Origin of the sequence: Pseudacidovorax sp. NFM-22 (assembly GCF_021401245.1) — a bacterium.
Classification (GTDB): Bacteria; Pseudomonadota; Gammaproteobacteria; order Burkholderiales; family Burkholderiaceae_C; genus Xenophilus.
Genome location: NZ_JACBFY010000001.1, coordinates 609,912 through 627,826, shown reverse-complemented (window position 1 = coordinate 627,826; position 17,915 = coordinate 609,912). Strand labels below are relative to the sequence as shown.

Below are 17,915 nucleotides of genomic sequence, written 5' to 3'. Positions count from 1 at the left end.
CCGGCGCAGCTGGCGCCACCGCCCAACCCCATTCGAAGGAGTTCAACATCATGCTGCAGATCCGCAAGTCCCAGGAACGTGGCTATGCCGACCATGGCTGGCTCAAGTCCTTTCACAGCTTCTCGTTCGCCGGCTACTACGACCCCGCCTTCATGGGCTGGGGCAACCTGCGGGTGATCAACGAGGACCGCGTGGCCGCCGGCGCCGGCTTCGGCACCCATGGCCACCGCGACATGGAGATCATCAGCTACGTGCTCGACGGCGAACTGGCCCACAAGGACAGCATGGGCAACGTCGAATCCATCCCGCCCGGCGACGTGCAGCGCATGAGCGCAGGCCGGGGCGTGATGCACAGCGAGTTCAACCACAAGGCCGACCAGACCACGCACTTCCTGCAGATCTGGATCGAGCCCAATGTGCGCGGCATTCCGCCGGGCTACGAGCAGAAGGCGGTCGACGTGGCCGACAAGCGCGGCAAGCTCGCCCTGGTGGCGGCGCCCGAGGGCGAGGCCGCGTCGGTGAGCATGCATGCCGACGCGCGGCTCTATGCCGGCCTGTTCGACGGCGACGAGTCGGCCGAGCTGAAGCTCGACCCGGCCCGCAAGGCCTACGTGCACCTGATCCGCGGCGCGCTGGAAGTCAACGGCCAGCGCCTGCAGGGCGGCGATGCGGCGATGATCGCGGCCGAGTCGCAGCTGAGCCTCAAGGGCGGCCAGGACGCCGAGGTGCTGGTGTTCGACCTGGCGCCGTAACGCCCGGATGAAGCGGCCCGCCCTGTGCGGGCCGCTTCGCCGCCGATACCCTCGGGGGTGCCGCGGGTCAGGCGGCGGCACCGCTCATTGTTTCCAATCCGTCCCACTGATTTTTTTCAACGCAAGGAGCTACTTCCATGGCCATCACCCAGACCTCCAACACCACCCCGACCCAGGACGCTGCCGCCCTGGTCGGCCGCCTGTTCATCTCGATGCTGTTCCTGCCCGCGGGCTGGGGCAAGCTCACCGGCTTTGCCGGCACCGTCGGCTACTTCGGCAAGATCGGCGTGCCCATGCCCGAGGTGGCCGCGGCCATCGCCGTGGTGGTCGAACTGCTGGTCTGCCTGCTGTTCCTGGTCGGCTTCAAGACGCGCCTGATGGCCATCATCCTGGCCGTGTTCACCGTCGCCACCGCCTTCCTGGGCCACGCCTTCTGGAAGGTGCCGCCCGAAATGGTGATGGCCCAGCAGACCAACTTCTTCAAGAACTTCGCCATCGCTGGCGGCTTCCTGGCCTTCTTCGCCTTCGGCCCGGGCCGCTTCAGCATCGACAAGAAGTAATGCCTCCCGGGCCGCGGCGCTGATGCCCGGCCCGGCTTTTGTCCCTTTGCTTTCTGAACCAGGAACTCCCATGACCGACATCGCCATCGTCTACCACTCCGGCTACGGCCACACCCAGCGCGTCGCCCAGGCCGTCGCCGAAGGCGCCAACGCCGCCGTGATCGCCATCGACGCCGACGGCAACCTGCCCGAAGGCGGCTGGGAAACGCTCGCCGAGGCCAAGCTGATCGTCTTCGGTGCGCCGACCTACATGGGCGCGCCCAGCTGGCAGTTCAAGAAGTTCGCCGACGCCTCGTCCAAGGTCTGGTTCGTCCAGGGCTGGAAGGACAAGCTCTTCGCCGGCTTCACCAACAGCGCCACCATGAACGGCGACAAGTTCGCCACCATCGCCTACTTCTGGCAACTGGCCATGCAGCACGGCGGTCTGTGGACCGGCCTGGGCATCGTGCCGAGCAACAAGAAGGAATCGACGCGCGACTCGCTCAACTACGTGGGCGGCTTCGGTGGCCTGATGACCACCTCGCCCGCGGATGCGAGCCCCGCCGAGGTCCCGGCCGGCGACCTGCAGACCGCCCGCGCCTTCGGCGAGCGCCTGCAAGGCGCGCTGAAGCTGCTGGCCTGATCCTTCTTTCGTCCCTCATCCACGCCAACCGAACCGGAGAGCCGCCATGTCCGACCTTCTCACGCTCCATCCGCATGCCAAGGACCTGGGCGGCGGCTTCCAGGTTCGCCGCGTGCTGCCGGCCGCGCAACGCCGCGCGGTCGGCCCCTTTGTCTTCTTCGACCATTTCGGTCCGGCCACCGAGACGCCGCAGGACCAGCACGATGTGCGGCCCCATCCGCACATCGGCCTGGCGACGGTGACCTACCTGTTCGAGGGCGCGATGATGCACCGCGACAGCCTGGGCACCGAACAGGAGATCCGCCCCGGTGCCATCAACTGGATGACCGCGGGCCGCGGCATCGTGCATTCCGAGCGCAAGCCCGAGGCGCTCAAGACCGAGACCTACGTCAACCATGGCCTGCAGCTGTGGTGCGCGCTGCCGCGCGAGCACGAGGAGGTCGAACCCAGCTTCTCGCACACGGCCGCCGCGGACATCCCGGCGACCGAGGTGGAGGGCGTGCCGGTGCGCGTGCTGGTCGGCGAGGCCTTCGGCCTGCGTTCGCCGGTGCCCACCTTGATGCCCACGCTCTACCTGGACATCGCGCTGCCCGCGGGCGGCGCCTTCTCGCTGCCGCCGCTGGCGCCGCAGATGGCCGTCTACGCCGTCGATGGCGACGTCATGCTGGACGGCGAGCCCCTGCCGCAGCACACCATGGGCGTGTTGCCCGACGAGGACGCCGCGGCCGGCGAGCGCCCCCCGGTGCGCATCACCGCCGATGGCGCCCGCCGCCTGGTGGTGGTGGGCGGCGCGCCGCTGGACGGGCCGCGCTTCATGAGCTGGAACTTCGTCTCCAGCCGCCGCGAGCGCATCCTGCAGGCCGGCGCGGACTGGGAGGCGCAGCGCATGGGCCATGTGCCCGGCGAGACCGAATTCATCCCGCTGCCCGACCATCCCTTCAAGACGCAGTCGCAGACGAGTGCGGCGGAGCCGGAAGGGAATTCGAAGGCGTGAGCCGTGGCGCCTGTGTCCAGCCGTTCGCGCTGAGGCGTGATGGGGCGCCTACTACCGTTCGCGCTGAGCTTGTCGAAGCGCTTTCGGAGCGGGCTTCGACAAGCTCAGCCTGAACGGACCAAGGGTTTCCTGGCCCGAAGCAGCATTTCGCCTTGGCCTTCGCCTTCGCTGTGAGCTGCCGAGGCTGGCGCGCCGACCGCGCCCCCTCAGCCCTGCTTGACCGACAGATCCGGGTCCTCGAAGGCCCGGGCGCTTGCATGCGCCGAGCGTGCGCTCAGGTCCGGCGCCAGGGCCTCGCGTCCGTCGAAGACGAAGCAGTCGCCGCGGTAGTGGGCGCCGCCCACTTCCTCGAAGTACTTGAGGATGCCGCCCTCGAGCTGCAGCACATTGGTCAGCCCCAACTCGTGCATGTAGATGGCGGCCTTCTCGCAGCGGATGCCGCCGGTGCAGAAGCTCACCACCGTCTTGCCCTCCAGCTGATCGCGGTGCGCCTGCACCGCCGCGGGAAACTCGCTGAACTTGCCGATGCGCCAGTCGATGGCGTCCTCGAAGGTGCCGTAGTCCACCTCGAAGGCATTGCGGGTGTCCAGCATCACGACCGGCTTGCCGGCGTCGTCGTGCCCCTGGTCCAGCCAGCGCCGCAGCGTCGGCGCATCCACCGCCGGCGCTCGGCCGGCCGAAGGGCGGATGGCCGGATGGTCCATGCGGATGATCTCGCGCTTGTTCTTCACCAGCATGCGGCGGAAGGGCTGCTGGGCGGACCAGCTCTCCTTGGGCGCCAGCGGCGCGAAGCGCGGGTCGGCACGCAGCTCGGCCACGAAACCGCGCACTGCCTCGGGTGCGCCGGCCAGGAAGAGGTTGATGCCTTCCTCGGCCAGCAGGATGGTGCCCATCAGGCCCAGCGCGCGGCAGCGCTCCAGCAGGTGCGGCCGCAGCGTGTCGCGGTCGTCGATGGGCACGAAGAGATAGGCGGAGATGTTGAGCACGGATTCGGACACGGCGCGGATTGTAGGAAGGCGTCCGCGCGTGATCGGGCACATCCGGCTTCGGTTGACATGAGTCAAGGCCTGCCGGGCAGCGCGCCTGCACGATGGGCACGTTCCCGACGACCCGGCCATGGCCATGATTTCCAGCATGCTCGACCACTTTCGCCGCGCGGTGCCCTTCCGCATCGTGCCGGCCACCATTGCCACCGCCGTGCTGATCGGCCTGCTGCTCGTGCCCACGCCCGACGGCCTCACGCCCAAGGCCTGGGCGCTGGTGGCCATCTTCCTGACCACCATCGTGGCGATCATCCTCAAGGTCATGCCCATCGGCGTGATGGCGATGATGGCCATCATGGTGGTGGCGCTGTCGCAGGTCACCGCCACCTCTTCCAAGGGGGCGATCACCGATGCGCTCGCCAGCTTCGGCAATCCGCTGATCTGGCTGATCGTGGTCTCGGTGATGATCTCGCGTGGCCTCAAGAAGACCGGGCTGGGCGCGCGCATCGGCTTCTGGTTCATCTCGCTGCTCGGGCGGCGCACCCTGGGCATCGGCTACGGCCTGGCGGCCTGCGAGCTGATCCTGGCGCCGTTCACGCCCAGCAACACCGCCCGGGGCGGCGGCATCGTGCACCCGATCATGAAGTCCATCGCCCATGCCTTCGGCTCCGATCCGGAGCAGAAGACGCAGGGCAAGGTCGGCACCTATCTGGCGCTGGTCAACTACCACGCCAATCCCATCAGCTCGGCCATGTTCGTCACGGCCACGGCGCCCAATCCGCTGGTGGTCGACTACGTGGCGAAGGTGACGAACCAGTCCTTCCACCTGAGCTGGGGCACCTGGGCGCTGGCCATGCTGTTGCCCGGCCTGGTGTGCATGGCGCTGATGCCCCTGGTGATCTACGTGCTGGCCCGGCCCGAGGTGACGCGCACGCCCGATGCCGTGACCTTCGCGCGCGCCGAACTGGCCCGCATGGGCCCGCTGCAGGGTCGCGAGTGGGTCATGCTGGGCACCTTCGCGCTGCTGCTGGTGCTGTGGGCCGACGTGCCGGCCCTGCTGCTGGGCAAGGCCTTCAGCCTGGATGCGACGGTGGTGGCGCTGCTCGGCCTGTTCATGCTGCTGATCACCGGCACGCTGGACTGGGAGGACGTGCTGACCGAGAAGAGCGCCTGGGACACGCTGGTGTGGTTCGGCGCCCTGGTGATGCTGGCGGGCGAGCTCAACAAGGCCGGCGTGATCGGCTGGTTCTCGGCGGGCCTGCGCAGCGGCATCGAGTCCAGCGGCATGGGCTGGCTGCCTGCGGCGGCGGTGCTGGTGCTGGTCTTCCTGTTCTCGCACTACCTTTTTGCCAGCACGACGGCGCACATCAGTGCCATGCTGCTGGCCTTCCTGACCGTGGGCGCGCACCTGGTGCCGGGCGCCTACCTCGTGCCCTTCCTGCTCATGATGGCGGCGGCCTCCTGCATCATGATGACCCTCACCCACTACGCCACCGGCACCTCGCCCATCGTCTTCGGCAGCGGCTACGTGGGCATGGGTCGATGGTGGTTCGTGGGGCTGGTGATGGCCGTGGTGGAACTGGCGGTCTTCGCGACTGTGGGGCTGCTGTGGTGGAAGGTGCTGGGCTACTGGTGAGCCTCCGGCGTCAGCGGGCGCTGCCCGCGGCGCGTCGCGACTCGGCCGCCAAGGCGGCCAGGGCCGCGTCCAGCGAAGGATGGACAAAGGCATAGCCGGCCTGCTGTGCCACAGCGGGCACCACATTCCGGCCGGCCAGCAGCAGGTCGGACATCTCCCCCATGGCCAGGCGCACGGCCACCCCCGGAACGCGCAGGCGCACCTTCCGCCCGTAGGACGCCGCCAGCGCATGGACGAACTCGGACTGCGTGGGCGTCTGCGGCGCCACGGCATTGACCGGCCCTGCCATCGTCTCTTGCGCCAGGGCGAAACAGGCCAGGCCCACCACATCGTCCACATGCACCCAGGGCGAGGGTTGCCGGCCGTCGCCCAGCACCGCGCCCAGGCCCAGGCGTGCCGCCAGGGCCTGCGGCGGATAGGCGCCGCCGTCGGCACCCAACACCACGCCAAAACGCAGCCGCGCCACGCGCACGCCCAGCGCTTCGGCCAGTTGCGCATCGCGTTCGATGGCCATGCACAGGTCCGACTGGAACTGGCCGGGCTGCGGCGGCGTGCTTTCATCGCAGGGCAGATCGGCGCCCGTTTCCACCTTGCCGTACCAGCCGATGGCCGACGCCACCAGCAGGGCGCGCGGCGGGCGCGCCAGCCGGTGCATCAGTGCCAGCAACTGGGCGGCTGGCGCGGCGCGGCTGCGCATCAGTTCTTCGCGCCGGGCCTGGGTCCAGGGCGGGCCGATGACCCGCGCGCCGGCCAAGTGGATGCAGGCATCGATGGGGGTGTCGGCCGCGATGTCGGACAGCTGGCCGACCACCCGCACCTGCGGCCCCAGGGTCCGGCCGGCGCGCGCGGCGTCGCGGGAGAGCGCGATGACGGCATGGCCGTCCGCCAGCAGCCGGCGGACGAGATGGCGGCCGACGAAGCCGGTGGCGCCGGTGACGAGCAGGGTCTGGGGCATGGCGGGCGGCCTTCGGGGGAGCACGGTGGGCATGGGCGGAGAGGGGGTGTGCATCACGCGCCGACCTCGCCGCGCCGGATGGCGGCCGAACGTTCGGCAATGCGCCGGCGTTCATCCGCGTCCAGGCGCTGCAGGTTGCGCAATTGCAGGGTCATGCGCGGATTGGACGCCAGCCGCTCTTCGTGCCGGGCCAGGAAGTCCCAGTACAGCGTCGTGAAGGGGCAGGCATCGTCGCCCAGTCGCTCGGCCGGCTTGAAGCGGCAGCGGCCGCACAGGCTGCCGGCGCTCATGCGCTCGATGTAGCGGCCGGTGGCCACGTAGGGCTTGCTGCCCATCAGGCCGCCGTCGCCGAACTGGCTCATGCCCAGCGTGTTGGGCAGTTCCACCCATTCCACCGCATCGACATAGACCGCGAGGTACCAGGCGTGGACCTGCTGCGGCTCCACGCCCAGCAGCAGCGCATAGAGCCCGGTGACCATGAGGCGCTGGATGTGGTGGGCGTAGCCATGTTCCAGCGTCTGCCCGATGGCGTCGGCCAGGCAGGCCATGGGCGTGTCACCGGTCCAGTAGAAGCCGGGCAACGGTTCCCTGGCGCCGAGCGCGTTGAGTTCCAGGTAGCGTGGCATGCGCGTCCAGTAGATGCCGCGCACGTACTCGCGCCAGCCCAGGATCTGGCGGATGAAGCCCTCGGCGCTGGCCAGCGGGACATGGCCGGCCCGGTACGCCTTTTCAGCGGCCGCCACCACCTCGCGCGGGTGCAGCAGCTTGAGGTTCATCGCGGCCGACAGGCGCGAATGCCACAGCCACGGCTCGCCCGGCCACATGGCGTCTTGCCAATGGCCGAAGTCGACCAAGCGGTGGCGGACGAAATCGTCCAGCGCCTCCAGGGCCTGGGCGCGGGTGACGGGCCAGGCGAAGTTCGCCAGGTTCCCGGGCCGGTCGGCAAAGCGAGCGGCCACCATGTCGAGGACGTCCTGGGTGAGTGGGTCCGGTCTGAAAGCCGGCGCTTCCGGCACCCGCCCCGGACCGGCCTTGCCGAAGGCGGCACGGTTGTCGGCGTCGTAGTTCCACTGGCCGCCGACGGGCTCGTCGCCGTCCATCAGCACGCCGTGTCGGCGGCGCTGCTCGCGGTAGAAGAACTCCATGCGCAACTGCCGCCGGCCGCGCGCGTGTGCGGCGAACTCGCGCACGGTGCAGAAGAAGTGCCGGTCCTCGCGGATATCCAGGGGCACGCCCTCGGCGGCGGCCACGGCCTGCAGCGCCTTGAGCACCCGGTGTTCGCCGGGCGCCGTCATCACGAGGCCCTGCGGCCGATGCGTGCGGATGGCCAGTTCCAGTTCGACTGCCAGGCTGCCGCGGTTGCCCTTGCCGTCCAGGCGCGTGTAGTGCACGGTGCGGCCCGCCTGCACCAGCGCCTGGGCGAAATGCCGCATGGCGGCCAGGAAGATGGCGATGCGGGGCTGGATCGACCAGACATGGCTAGCCTCGTCGTCCACCTCCGCCATCCAGACCGCGTCCTGCGCGGTGTCAAAGCCGTCGAAGCCGCTCGCCTCCGGGTCGAGCTGGTCGCCCAGCACCAGCACCAGGTGGCGCAGCGTCATTTCGGCGCCTCTGCGCGGCGGCGCCGGCAGGCCTCGGAGCAATAACGCACTTCTTCCCAGTTGCGCGCCCAGGCCTTGCGCCAGCTCATCGGCCGGCCGCAGACGGCGCAGGGCTTGACGGGCAGGGCGGCCTTGTTGCCCTTGAAGCCTCGGGGTTCGGTCATGGGTGGCGCGGCAGGGTGCAGGTGGAAGGCGGGTGACCCCTTCCCTACGCAGGGCGAGGCCGCTCCGATCACCGGCAACCTTGCGCGGCCGCGGGGCTTTTTACAATCGGGCCAATGTTCGTTCATCTGCGCCTGCACACCGAGTTCTCCGTCGTCGACGGCACCACCCGCATCGACGAAGTCGTCAAGGCAGCCGCCAAGGACGGCCAGCCCGCCCTGGCCATCACCGACCTCAACAACCTCTTCGGCGGCGTCAAGTTCTACAAGCAGGCCCGCGGCAAGGGCGTGAAGCCGCTCCTGGGCTGCGAAGTGGCCATGGAAGGCCTGGACGCCGACGCGCCGCCCTCGCGCGTCGTGCTGCTGGTGCAAAGCCGCGAGGGCTACCTCAACCTGTGCGAATTGCTGGCCCGCGGCTGGACCCAGAACGTGGGCCGGGGCGAAGGCCAGGCCAAGGCCAAGTGGGCCTGGCTCGAGGAGCTCAACGGCGGGCTGATCCTGCTCTCTGGCGCCCAGGCCGGCCCGCTGGGCGCGCCACTGGCTGCCGGCAACGACGAGCGCGCGCGCGAAGTGGCGTTGCGCCTGGCCGGCCTGTTCCCACACCGCTTCTACCTGGAACTGCAGCGCGCCGGCCGGCCCGAGGACGAGCCGCACGTCGTGGCCGCCGTCAAGCTCGCCGCGCGCCTGTCGCTGCCGGTGGTCGCCACGCACCCGGTGCAGTTCCTGGAGCCCGACGAGTTCGAGGCCCACGAGGCCCGCGTCTGCATCTCCGAAGGCGAGATCCTGGGCAACCAGCGCCGCGTGCGCCGCTTCACCCGGGAGCAGTACTTCAAGAGCGCCGAGCAGATGTGTGCGCTCTTCGACGACATCCCCAGCGCCATCGCCAACACGGTGGAGATCGCCCGCCGCTGCAACCTGACGCTGGTGCTGGGCAAGCCGCGGCTGCCGGACTTTCCGACGCCCGGCGGCGTGCCGATGGAGGAGTTCTTCCGCCTGGCCTCCTTCGAGGGCCTGGAAGAGCGCCTGGTGCACCTGTACCCCGACGTGGCCAAGCGCGACAAGCAGCGCCCGCGCTACGTCGAGCGGCTGGAGTTCGAGATCGGCACCATCCTCAAGATGGGCTTCCCGGGCTACTTCCTGATCGTGGGCGACTTCATCAACTGGGCCAAGAACAACGGCTGCCCGGTGGGCCCCGGCCGGGGCTCCGGCGCCGGCTCGCTGGTGGCTTATGCGCTGAAGATCACCGACCTGGACCCGCTCGAATACAACCTGCTGTTCGAGCGCTTCCTGAATCCGGAGCGGGTGTCCATGCCCGACTTCGACATCGACTTCTGCCAGGGCAACCGCGACCGCGTCATCGAGTACGTGAAGCAGAAGTACGGCCGCAACGCCGTGAGCCAGATCGCCACCTTCGGCACCATGGCCGCCCGCGCCGCCATCCGCGACGTGGGCCGCGTGATGGACATGAGCTACAACTTCTGCGACGGCATCAGCAAGCTCATTCCCAACAAGCCGGGCAAGCCGGTCACGCTGCAGTACCCGCCCAAGGACCTCTCCGAGGCCGACAAGGAAAAGTACGCCATCGCCGCCGAGCCGCAGCTGGCCGAGCGCATCGAGAAGGAAGAAGAGGTCAAGACCGTCGTCGAGATGGCGCAGAAGCTCGAAGGCATGACGCGCAACATCGGCATGCACGCCGGCGGCGTGCTGATCGCGCCGGGCAAGCTCACCGACTTCTGCCCGCTCTACCAGCAGCCGGGCAGCGAGTCGGCCGTGAGCCAGTACGACAAGGACGACGTGGAGGCCATCGGCCTGGTGAAGTTCGACTTTCTGGGACTGGCCACGCTCACCATCCTGGAGATCGCGCGGGAGTTCATCGTGCAGCGGCACAAGGGCCGGGAAGACTTCGCCTACGAGAACATTCCGCTGGACGACAAGCCCACCTACCGGTTGTTCCAGGAGGGCAAGACCGAGGCCGTGTTCCAGTTCGAATCCCGCGGCATGCAGGGCATGCTGCGCGACGCGCGGCCGACGCGGCTGGAAGACCTGATCGCCCTGAACGCGCTGTACCGCCCGGGCCCGATGGACCTGATCCCCAGCTTCGTGGCCCGCAAGCACGGCCGCGAAGAGGTGGAGTACCCGCACCCGGCCGTGGCCGAGATGCTCTCCGAGACCTACGGGATCATGGTCTATCAGGAGCAGGTGATGCAGACGGCGCAGATCCTGGGCGGCTATTCGCTCGGCGGCGCCGACCTGCTGCGCCGGGCCATGGGCAAGAAGAAGGCCGAGGAAATGGCCGAGCACCGCGAGAAGTTCCGCGCCGGTGCACTCGCCACCCACGGCATTCCGCAGGAGAAGGCCGACGAGATCTTCGACCTGATGGAGAAGTTCGCGGGCTACGGCTTCAACAAGTCGCACGCGGCCGCCTACTCGCTGCTGGCGTACCACACGGGCTGGCTCAAGGTCCACTTCACCGCCGAGTTCTACTGCGCCAACATGACGGTGGAAATGGACAACACCGACAAGCTGAAGGTGCTGTTCGAGGACGCGGTCAAGAACTTCGGCATCAGCTTCGAGCCGCCGGACGTCAACCGCGGCCGCTACCGCTTCGAGCCGGTGAGCGACAAGGTGATCCGCTACGGCCTGGGCGCCGTCAAGGGCACCGGCCAGCTGGCCATCGAGGCCATCGTGCGGGCGCGCGAGGAGGGCGGCCCCTTCCAGAGCCTGTTCGACTTCTGCGCCCGGGTGGACCGCCAGCGCATGAACAAGCGCACCGTCGAGGCCCTGATCAAGGCCGGCGCCTTCGACACCCTGCATGCGGACCGCGCGGCGCTCGTGGCCTCGCTGGACCGGGCCTTCGACTATGCCGCCGCGCAGGAAGCCAATGCCAACCAGGGCGGCTTGTTCGACATGATGGACGACGGCCCCGGCTGCAGCACCGAGGCGCCGCCGCTGGCCGAGGTCACGCCCTGGGGCGTGAAGGAACGGCTGACGCACGAGAAGACCGCCATCGGCTTCTACCTGTCGGGCCACCTGTTCGACGAAGTCTCGCGCGAGGTGCGCCAGTTCGCGCGCCGGCAAATCGACGAGCTGATCGACAGCCGCGAGCCGCAGATGATCGCCGGCATCGTCAGCGGCCTGCGCGTCATCAGCGGCCAGCGCGGACGCTTGGCCATCTTCGCGCTCGACGACAAGACCGCCACCATCGAGGCCGTGGCCGACGAGGCCGTGCTGGACGCGGCGCGCAACCTGCTCAAGGAAGACGAACTGGTGATCGTCAGCGGCCGCCTGCAGCCGGGCCGCGGCGGCTTCGAGCCGCGCTTCAACGTGCAGCAGGTGTGGGACCTGGCCACCGCCCGCTGCCGCTTCGGCAAGTACCTGCGCGTGGCCGTCAACGGCAAGCTGCCGGACATCGCCCGCATCGTGCGCGACCATCCGGCGCGGGTGGAGGCGACGGAGCAGGGCGAGGTGCACCGCGGCCTGCCGGTGCGGCTCGCGCTCAAGCGCGCGGGTGCGCAGGTGGAGCTGCAACTGGGCGAGTCGGCGCGCTTCTTCCCGGTGGATGCGGCGCTGGCCAGCTGGATGGCGCAGGCGGAGGCGGGTCAGGCGGCCATCGTCTACGAATCGGCCTGAACGCATTCACCATGAGTACTGCATTGCGCACGCTGTATCCCGCCATCGAACCCTACGCCACGGGCATGCTCGACGTCGGCGAGGGCCACCGCATCTATTGGGAGCGCTGCGGCACGCCCGGCGCCACGCCGGTGGTCTTCCTGCATGGCGGGCCGGGTGGGGGCATCTCGCCCGCGCAGCGCCGGCTCTTCGATCCGGCGCGCTACGACGTGCTGCTTTTCGACCAGCGGGGCTGCGGCCAATCGACGCCGCATGCCAGCCTGGAGGCCAACACCACCTGGCACCTGGTCGCCGACATCGAGCGACTGCGCGAGAAGATTGCCTGCGTGCCGCGCTGGCAGGTCTTCGGCGGCTCCTGGGGCTCGACGCTGGCGCTGGCCTATGCCGAGACCCATCCGCAGCGGGTAAGCGCGCTGGTGCTGCGCGGCGTTTACACCGTCACGCGAGCCGAGCTGCAGTGGTACTACCAGTTCGGCGTCTCCGAGATGTTCCCGGACAAGTGGGAGGGCTTCCAGGCACCCATTCCGGCCGAGGAACGGCACGACATGATCGCGGCCTACCGCCGCCGTCTGACTGGCGATGACGAGGCCGCCAAGCTGGCCTGCGCCCAGGCCTGGACGATCTGGGAAGGCGAGACCATCACGCTGCTGCCCGATGCCGCCTTCAGCGAGCCCTTCCGCGACCCGCATTTCGCCCTGGCCTTCGCGCGCATCGAGAACCACTACTTCGTGCACGGCGCCTGGCTGGAGGAAGGCCAGCTGCTGCGCGATGCGCACCGGCTGAAGGGCATTCCCGGTGCCATCGTCCATGGCCGCTACGACATGCCCTGCCCGATGCGCTACGCCTGGTCGCTGCACCAGGCCTGGCCCAACGCGAACTTTCACCTGATCGAAGGCGCGGGGCATGCCTATTCCGAGTCCGGCATCCTCGACGCGCTGATCCGCGAGACCGACCGCTTGGCGGATAGGCGCTGATGGCGGGCGGAGACGTCGCACGCCGCCAGGACCTGGCGAAACCCGAGGCCGCGCCGGCTGCCTCGCCGCGCGCGGCCTTCGCGCAGTTGCTGGCCGACATCGAGGCCGCCCGCGCGCGGCTGGCGGAGTGGCAGGCGCTGTCGGAGCGCTTGGGCGTGCAGTACGCACGCGACGTGGCGCCGCTGCACGAGGCCTACGACGCGCTGCGGGCCGAACTGGTCGAGCGCCTCGATGCGCTGGCCTCCGGCGGCGAGCGCCTGTCGCATCCCGAGCGCATGCGGCTGCATGGACTGATCGCGCAACTGGCGGGTGAACTCGGAGAGACCGGGGACGCGACGCGGCGCGCGGCGATGCAGCGCTTGCGGGCCTACTACGCGCCCGAGGCAGCCGAGGGCGGGTCAGATGATGTGGAGCGCGACCGTCGCGCGCGCCCGTCCGACGACGGGGGCGGCGCAACGGCAGACGCCGGTGCCCCGCCCGACGACGACCCCGCCACGCTCGCCGACCGCGCCGAAGCCCAGGCCCGTGCCGCCGCCGAGCAGGCCGAGGCCGCCCGCGCCGCGCACCGGGCCGGCCGCACGCGCCAGGCCAAGGAGCGTGTGGCCCTGGCCGAAGCGCGCGACACGGCCGTACCGCTGCGCGAGGTCTACCGCCGCCTGGCCAGTCAGCTGCATCCCGACCGCGAGCCCGACCCGGCCGAGCGCGAGCGCAAGACGGGGCTCATGCAGCGCGCCAACCGCGCCTACGAGGCAGGCCAGCTGCTCGAACTGCTGGAGATCCAGCAGGCGCTGGCGAGTGCGGAATCCAGTCGCCTGGCCCAGATGAACGATGAGGCCATCGCCCGCTACAACCGCCTGCTTGAAAGCCAGTTGGCCGACCTGCAAACGCAGTGGCGTGCCGAGCAGCAGCGGCTGGCGGCAGCGTTCGGGCTGCCGCCGCATCCCACGCTCACCGCGGCTCGTTTCGAGGCGGACCTGCGCGCACGCAAGCAGTCGCTCGTCGCGGCTCAGAAGGGATTGCGGCAGCTGCTGCAAGCCCTGGAAGCGCCCGGCGCGCTGCGCGAATGGCTGCGGCAGGAGAGGGCCTGGGAGCGGGAGGAAGCGGCGACGACGAAGCCGTCGCGCCGCGCTCGCCGCTGAACGGGCGAGCGCGCGGAATCAGAAGTCCTTGGGGCGCATCACGATGATCGGGAAGGGCGAAGGCACACGCCCATCCGTGTCGCGCGGCATGACCTCGGCGCGTTGGACGGCACGCACCGCGGCATCGTCCCAGGACGGGTTGCCGCTGGACTTGGTGACCCGTGGCGTGCCGACGATGGTGCCGTCCGGCGAGGTCTGGATCTGGATTTCCACCGCCGGGTTGCCCGGCACCGAGTTGGGATCGAAGACCACGTTGCGCTTGATCAGCGCGGCCACGCGACCCAGGTAACCGGCGGACACACCGCCGCTGCCATTGCCCTTGCCCGAGCGCGGTCCGCTCGACTGGTCGGCGCCGCCGTTGGCCTGGCCCAGCATGCGGCGGATGTTGTCCTGCCGTTCCTTCTCCAGCGCGGCGGCGCGGGCGGCGGCGGCCTCCTTGGCGCGCTTGTCGGCAGCCGCCTTTTCCGCCGCAGCGGCCTTTTGCGCCGCTGCCTTGTCGGCCGCAGCCTTCTCGGCCTGTTCCTGCTTCTTCTGATCGGCCAGACGCTGCTGTTCCTTCTGGCGGCGGTCTTCTTCCTGTTCGCGCTTGCGGGCTTCCTGCTCCTTGCGGTCCTGCTCGGCCTTGCGCTGGGCTTCCTGCTGGCGCTTCTTCTCGGCCTGGCGCTCTTCTTCCTCGCGCTGGGCCTGTTGCTCGCGCTGCTTGCGTTCGCGCTCCAGGGCGATGTCCGGCGCCTTGGGGGGCGGTGGTGTCGGCGCCACCGCAGGGGCAGGCGGCGGGGGAGGGGGCGGTGGAGGCGGCGGAGCGGGCGTGGGCGCCGGGGCAGGCGGCGGCGGTGGCGTGGGCGTCACGTTCTGCCGCGCCTGCTGCACGGTGGCCGACCAGATCTCGGCCTCGACCGGCTCGTCGTCGCCTTCGCGCTTCCAGCGCACGCCCCAGGTCAGGGCAGCGATCAGCAGCGCATGGGCCAGCAGGGCCAGCACCACGGCGCGCACCGTGCCGCGCTGCGGGGGGGGATTGAACTCTGAGCGTTCGGAAGCCAGGGACATCGGGGCGGGGTCCTCGCGGGGCCGCTCAGCGGCCGCTGCCGGTGGCCTGCACCGACAGGCCCACACGTTCGATGCCAGCGCGCTTGAGCTGGTTCATGGCCTTCACCACCGTCTCGTATTTGACCGACTTGTCGGCGCTGATGACCACCGGGCGCTGGTCGTCGCCGTTCTGGGCGGCCTTCACGGCCTGGCCGATCTGGTTCATGGGCACCTGCAGGCCAGAGGAGCCGGAGCTCGGGTCCTTCTTGAACTCGATCACGTCGTCGCTCTTGATCGTGACCTCCAGGGGCTTGTCGGGCTGGCGGTTGGCCTTGTCGACCGTGGGCAGGTTGATGACGCTGGGCGTGATCAGCGGCGCCGTGACCATGAAGATGATCAGCAGCACCAGCATCACGTCGATGAACGGGACCATGTTGATCTCGTTGATCGTGCGGCGACCTCGGCCGCGGGAGGCGACGGCGGGCATGCTTGGCTCTCCTGGCGGTTCAGTGGCCGGCCGCGGTGGCGGCGGCGGGCGCGGTGGACAGGTTGCGCTGCAGGATGTTGGAGAACTCCTCCGTGAAGGTCTCCAGCGCGATCGCGACCTTGTCGATGTCGCGGGCGAAGCGGTTGTAGCCCACCACCGCCGGGATGGCAGCGAACAGGCCGATGGCCGTCGCCACCAGCGCCTCGGCAATGCCGGGGGCCACGGTGGAGAGCGTCACCTGCGTCATGGTCGACAGGCCCGTGAAGGCATGCATGATCCCCCACACCGTGCCGAACAGGCCCACGTAGGGGCTGACCGAACCGACGGTGGCCAGGAAGGACAGGTTGGATTCGGCCGCGTCCATCTCGCGCTGGAAGCTGGCGCGCATGGCGCGGCGGGTGCCGTCCAGCAGCGTGCTGGCGTCGCCGATGCGGCGCTCGCGCAGCTTCTGGTACTCGCGCATGCCCGAGGCGAAGATGCGCTCCATGGGGCCGGCCAGCTTGGCGTTCTGCGCGGCAGCGGCGTAGAGCTCGTTCAGGCTGGAGCCCGACCAGAACTCGCGCTCGAACTCGTCGTTGAGCGCACGCATGCGTCGCAGGGCGAAGAACTTGCGGATGATGGCGGCCCAACTGGCCACCGAGACGCAGGCCAGCAGCGCCATCACGAACTGCACGACGATGCTCGCCTGCAGGATGAGGGAAACGATGGACATATCCTGGTTCATGTTCTTCGGTGTGGTTATGCGTTGGATGGAGCGCGATGGCGTTCGAGGGTTCCCAGCAACGTGGCCGGCATGCGCAGCGGGCGCAGCGTCGCCGCCTCGACCCAGCCAATGCGGATGGTGCCTTCGGCCAGCTTGTACGCGGGGTCGGCGGCCAGCACGACCTGCTGTGAGAGCGTGATGGACGCCTGGCCCATGTGCTTGAGCTCGGCCGAGACGCACAGCAGGTCGTCGAGCCGTGCCGGACGGTGGTAGCGCACCTGGGTCTCGGTGACGACGAACATGCCACCGGTCTCGTCGCGGAGCAGCTGCTGCTGCACGCCCATGGCACGCAGCCACTCGGTGCGGGCGCGCTCCATGAACTTGAGGTAATTGGCGTAGAAGACGATGCCGCCTGCGTCGGTGTCTTCCCAATAGACGCGGATGTCGTGGGTGAAGCGGTTCATCGGACGAGTGCGCGCAGGCGGGCGACCGCCTCTTCGAGCTGGGGCAAGGCGTTGGCGGTGGAAAAGCGGATGAAGCGGCCCGTCTGGTCGGTGCCGAAGTCGCGGCCCGGCGCAACGGTGACGTGGGCACGCTTCATCAGCTCGAAGGTGAAGTCCCAGCTTGTCTCGGGGCCGGAAATGCCGAGATGGCGCGCGAATTCGCTGCAGTCGGCCCACGCATAGAAGGCGCCGTCGGGCACCACCGGCACCGGCAGGCCCAGCGATTCGAGCTGCGGAATGAACCAGTCGCGGCGGGCCTTGAACTCGGCCCGACGGCGTTCGTACTCGGCGATGCTCTCGGGCTCGAAGCAGGCCAGCGCCGCCTGCTGGGCGATGGCGCTGGCGCAGATGAACAGGTTCTGCGCCAGCCGCTCGACCACCGGCACCAACGCCTCGGGCACCACCAGCCAGCCCAGGCGCCAGCCGGTCATGCTGAAGTACTTGCTGAAGCTGTTGATGCTGATGACGTTGTCGTCGATGGCGAGTGCGCTGTGGCCGAAGCGGGCATCGGCCTCCGCCGCGTCGCCCAGGGCGGCGCCGTAGCTCAGGCCCAGGTAGATCTCGTCCACCAGTGTGATGCCGTCGTGGGCCTTGACCACTTCGTGGATGCGGCGCAGTTCGTCCAGCGGGATCGAGGTGCCGGTCGGGTTGGAAGGCGAGGCCAGCAGCACGCCGCGCGTGCGTTCGTTCCAGGCGCCCTCCACCTGCTCGGCCGTGAGCTGGAAGCGGCCTTCCGCCGTGGTCGGCAGCAACACCGCGCGCCCCTCTGCGGCGCTCACGAAATGCCGGTTGCACGGGTAGCTCGGGTCCGGCATGAGGATCTCGTCGCCGGCCTCGATCAGCGCCAGGCAGGCCAGCTGCAGCGCGGCCGAGGCACCGGCCGTGACCACGATGCGTCGCGCCGGCACGTCGAGGCCGAAGCGCTGTGCATACCAGCCGCTGATGCGCTCGCGCAGCGCGTCGATGCCGACGGCGGGCGTGTATTGCGTGCGGCCGGCCGAGACGGCGCGGGCCGCGGCTTCCTGCACCAGCGGCGGTGCGGTGAAGTCGGGCTCGCCGATGTTCAGGTAGAGCATCGGCTGGCTGCCGGTGGCGGCCTCGCGCGCCAGTGCGCTGGCGGCCTTGGCCACTTCCATGACGAAGAAGGGCTCGATGCGCTCGGCCCGGCGGGCGATGCGCAGGGGCGGGG

The 17,915-nt window shown here is 69.5% G+C and carries 17 protein-coding genes; 8 read left to right on the top strand and 9 right to left on the bottom strand.

The window, feature by feature from the left end; genetic code table 11:
* Positions 1–50 precede the first annotated feature (50 nt).
* From L0984_RS02790 to L0984_RS02775, 4 genes are all read left to right on the top strand, one after another.
* Entirely contained in the window at positions 51–752 is a 702-nt protein-coding gene (locus L0984_RS02790; RefSeq protein WP_234192232.1) for a pirin family protein, read from the top strand.
* A gap of 137 nt (positions 753–889) precedes the next feature.
* Positions 890–1,312: a DoxX family protein gene (locus tag L0984_RS02785; protein WP_234192231.1), complete on the top strand. Its 423-nt coding sequence runs from the start codon at positions 890–892 to the stop codon at positions 1,310–1,312.
* Positions 1,313–1,382: 70 nt separating this feature from the next.
* Positions 1,383–1,934: a flavodoxin family protein gene (locus L0984_RS02780; protein ID WP_234192230.1), complete on the top strand. Its 552-nt coding sequence runs from the start codon at positions 1,383–1,385 to the stop codon at positions 1,932–1,934.
* 46 nt (positions 1,935–1,980) lie between these two features.
* Positions 1,981–2,928: a pirin family protein gene (locus L0984_RS02775; RefSeq protein WP_234192229.1), complete on the top strand. Its 948-nt coding sequence runs from the start codon at positions 1,981–1,983 to the stop codon at positions 2,926–2,928.
* A gap of 206 nt (positions 2,929–3,134) precedes the next feature.
* Here the strand turns inward: L0984_RS02775 and L0984_RS02770 are convergent, their stop codons facing one another.
* Complete coding sequence (locus L0984_RS02770) at positions 3,135–3,968, bottom strand: sulfurtransferase (protein ID WP_234192228.1); 834 nt, start codon at positions 3,966–3,968, stop codon at positions 3,135–3,137.
* Between the two features lie 76 nt (positions 3,969–4,044).
* Between L0984_RS02770 and L0984_RS02765 the strand changes: the two genes are divergently transcribed.
* Positions 4,045–5,547, top strand: a complete 1,503-nt coding sequence (locus tag L0984_RS02765; protein ID WP_234192227.1) for a DASS family sodium-coupled anion symporter — start codon at positions 4,045–4,047, stop codon at positions 5,545–5,547.
* 10 nt (positions 5,548–5,557) lie between these two features.
* Here the strand turns inward: L0984_RS02765 and L0984_RS02760 are convergent, their stop codons facing one another.
* Genes L0984_RS02760 through L0984_RS02750 form a run of 3 tightly spaced genes read right to left on the bottom strand, consistent with a single transcriptional unit; the run spans position 5,558 to position 8,267 of the window.
* Positions 5,558–6,502: a TIGR01777 family oxidoreductase gene (locus tag L0984_RS02760; RefSeq protein ID WP_234192226.1), complete on the bottom strand. Its 945-nt coding sequence runs from the start codon at positions 6,500–6,502 to the stop codon at positions 5,558–5,560.
* Between the two features lie 53 nt (positions 6,503–6,555).
* Entirely contained in the window at positions 6,556–8,103 is a 1,548-nt protein-coding gene (locus tag L0984_RS02755) for a cryptochrome/photolyase family protein (RefSeq protein WP_234192225.1), read from the bottom strand.
* Complete coding sequence (locus L0984_RS02750) at positions 8,100–8,267, bottom strand: DUF2256 domain-containing protein (RefSeq protein ID WP_234192224.1); 168 nt, start codon at positions 8,265–8,267, stop codon at positions 8,100–8,102. Before L0984_RS02750 ends, L0984_RS02755 begins: the two co-directional genes overlap by 4 nt.
* A gap of 114 nt (positions 8,268–8,381) precedes the next feature.
* On the opposite strand from L0984_RS02750, the gene dnaE reads away from it, so the two are divergent.
* From dnaE to L0984_RS02735, 3 genes are read left to right on the top strand one after another with little or no spacing between them, the layout of a single operon-like run.
* Positions 8,382–11,894, top strand: coding sequence for a DNA polymerase III subunit alpha (gene dnaE / locus L0984_RS02745; RefSeq protein ID WP_234192223.1), 3,513 nt, complete (start codon positions 8,382–8,384; stop codon positions 11,892–11,894).
* Positions 11,895–11,905: 11 nt separating this feature from the next.
* Positions 11,906–12,868, top strand: coding sequence for a prolyl aminopeptidase (pip, locus tag L0984_RS02740; RefSeq protein ID WP_234192222.1), 963 nt, complete (start codon positions 11,906–11,908; stop codon positions 12,866–12,868).
* Positions 12,868–14,007: a J domain-containing protein gene (locus L0984_RS02735; RefSeq protein ID WP_234192221.1), complete on the top strand. Its 1,140-nt coding sequence runs from the start codon at positions 12,868–12,870 to the stop codon at positions 14,005–14,007. Before pip ends, L0984_RS02735 begins: the two co-directional genes overlap by 1 nt.
* A gap of 18 nt (positions 14,008–14,025) precedes the next feature.
* Here the strand turns inward: L0984_RS02735 and tolA are convergent, their stop codons facing one another.
* The 5 genes from tolA to L0984_RS02710 are packed head-to-tail and all read right to left on the bottom strand — an operon-like array spanning position 14,026 to position 17,907.
* Complete coding sequence (gene tolA / locus L0984_RS02730; protein ID WP_234192220.1) at positions 14,026–15,054, bottom strand: cell envelope integrity protein TolA; 1,029 nt, start codon at positions 15,052–15,054, stop codon at positions 14,026–14,028.
* 25 nt (positions 15,055–15,079) lie between these two features.
* Positions 15,080–15,520, bottom strand: coding sequence for an ExbD/TolR family protein (locus L0984_RS02725; RefSeq protein ID WP_234192219.1), 441 nt, complete (start codon positions 15,518–15,520; stop codon positions 15,080–15,082).
* A 19-nt stretch (positions 15,521–15,539) separates the two neighbouring features.
* A complete protein-coding gene (gene tolQ / locus L0984_RS02720; RefSeq protein ID WP_234192218.1) occupies positions 15,540–16,244 on the bottom strand; it encodes a protein TolQ in 705 nt (234 codons plus the stop codon).
* Positions 16,245–16,258: 14 nt separating this feature from the next.
* Entirely contained in the window at positions 16,259–16,687 is a 429-nt protein-coding gene (ybgC, locus tag L0984_RS02715; RefSeq protein WP_234192217.1) for a tol-pal system-associated acyl-CoA thioesterase, read from the bottom strand.
* Complete coding sequence (locus L0984_RS02710) at positions 16,684–17,907, bottom strand: pyridoxal phosphate-dependent aminotransferase (protein ID WP_234192765.1); 1,224 nt, start codon at positions 17,905–17,907, stop codon at positions 16,684–16,686. The genes ybgC and L0984_RS02710 overlap by 4 nt, the downstream gene beginning before the upstream one ends.
* Between the last annotated feature and the right edge of the window lie 8 nt (positions 17,908–17,915).

Bases quoted from the DNA above. Each gene is read 5' to 3' on its own strand.
- pip (WP_234192222.1), top strand. From the start codon at position 11,906: ATGAGTACTGCATTGCGCACGCTGTATCCCGCCATCGAACCCTACGCC.
- tolQ (WP_234192218.1), bottom strand. From the start codon at position 16,244: ATGAACCAGGATATGTCCATCGTTTCCCTCATCCTGCAGGCGAGCATC.
- L0984_RS02750 (WP_234192224.1), bottom strand. From the start codon at position 8,267: ATGACCGAACCCCGAGGCTTCAAGGGCAACAAGGCCGCCCTGCCCGTC.
- L0984_RS02765 (WP_234192227.1), top strand. From the start codon at position 4,045: ATGGCCATGATTTCCAGCATGCTCGACCACTTTCGCCGCGCGGTGCCC.
- L0984_RS02755 (WP_234192225.1), bottom strand. From the start codon at position 8,103: ATGACGCTGCGCCACCTGGTGCTGGTGCTGGGCGACCAGCTCGACCCG.
- L0984_RS02735 (WP_234192221.1), top strand. From the start codon at position 12,868: ATGGCGGGCGGAGACGTCGCACGCCGCCAGGACCTGGCGAAACCCGAG.
- L0984_RS02775 (WP_234192229.1), top strand. From the start codon at position 1,981: ATGTCCGACCTTCTCACGCTCCATCCGCATGCCAAGGACCTGGGCGGC.
- ybgC (WP_234192217.1), bottom strand. From the start codon at position 16,687: ATGAACCGCTTCACCCACGACATCCGCGTCTATTGGGAAGACACCGAC.
- L0984_RS02785 (WP_234192231.1), top strand. From the start codon at position 890: ATGGCCATCACCCAGACCTCCAACACCACCCCGACCCAGGACGCTGCC.
- L0984_RS02790 (WP_234192232.1), top strand. From the start codon at position 51: ATGCTGCAGATCCGCAAGTCCCAGGAACGTGGCTATGCCGACCATGGC.
- L0984_RS02770 (WP_234192228.1), bottom strand. From the start codon at position 3,968: ATGTGCCCGATCACGCGCGGACGCCTTCCTACAATCCGCGCCGTGTCC.
- L0984_RS02780 (WP_234192230.1), top strand. From the start codon at position 1,383: ATGACCGACATCGCCATCGTCTACCACTCCGGCTACGGCCACACCCAG.
- dnaE (WP_234192223.1), top strand. From the start codon at position 8,382: ATGTTCGTTCATCTGCGCCTGCACACCGAGTTCTCCGTCGTCGACGGC.
- L0984_RS02725 (WP_234192219.1), bottom strand. From the start codon at position 15,520: ATGCCCGCCGTCGCCTCCCGCGGCCGAGGTCGCCGCACGATCAACGAG.
- tolA (WP_234192220.1), bottom strand. From the start codon at position 15,054: ATGTCCCTGGCTTCCGAACGCTCAGAGTTCAATCCCCCCCCGCAGCGC.
- L0984_RS02760 (WP_234192226.1), bottom strand. From the start codon at position 6,502: ATGCCCCAGACCCTGCTCGTCACCGGCGCCACCGGCTTCGTCGGCCGC.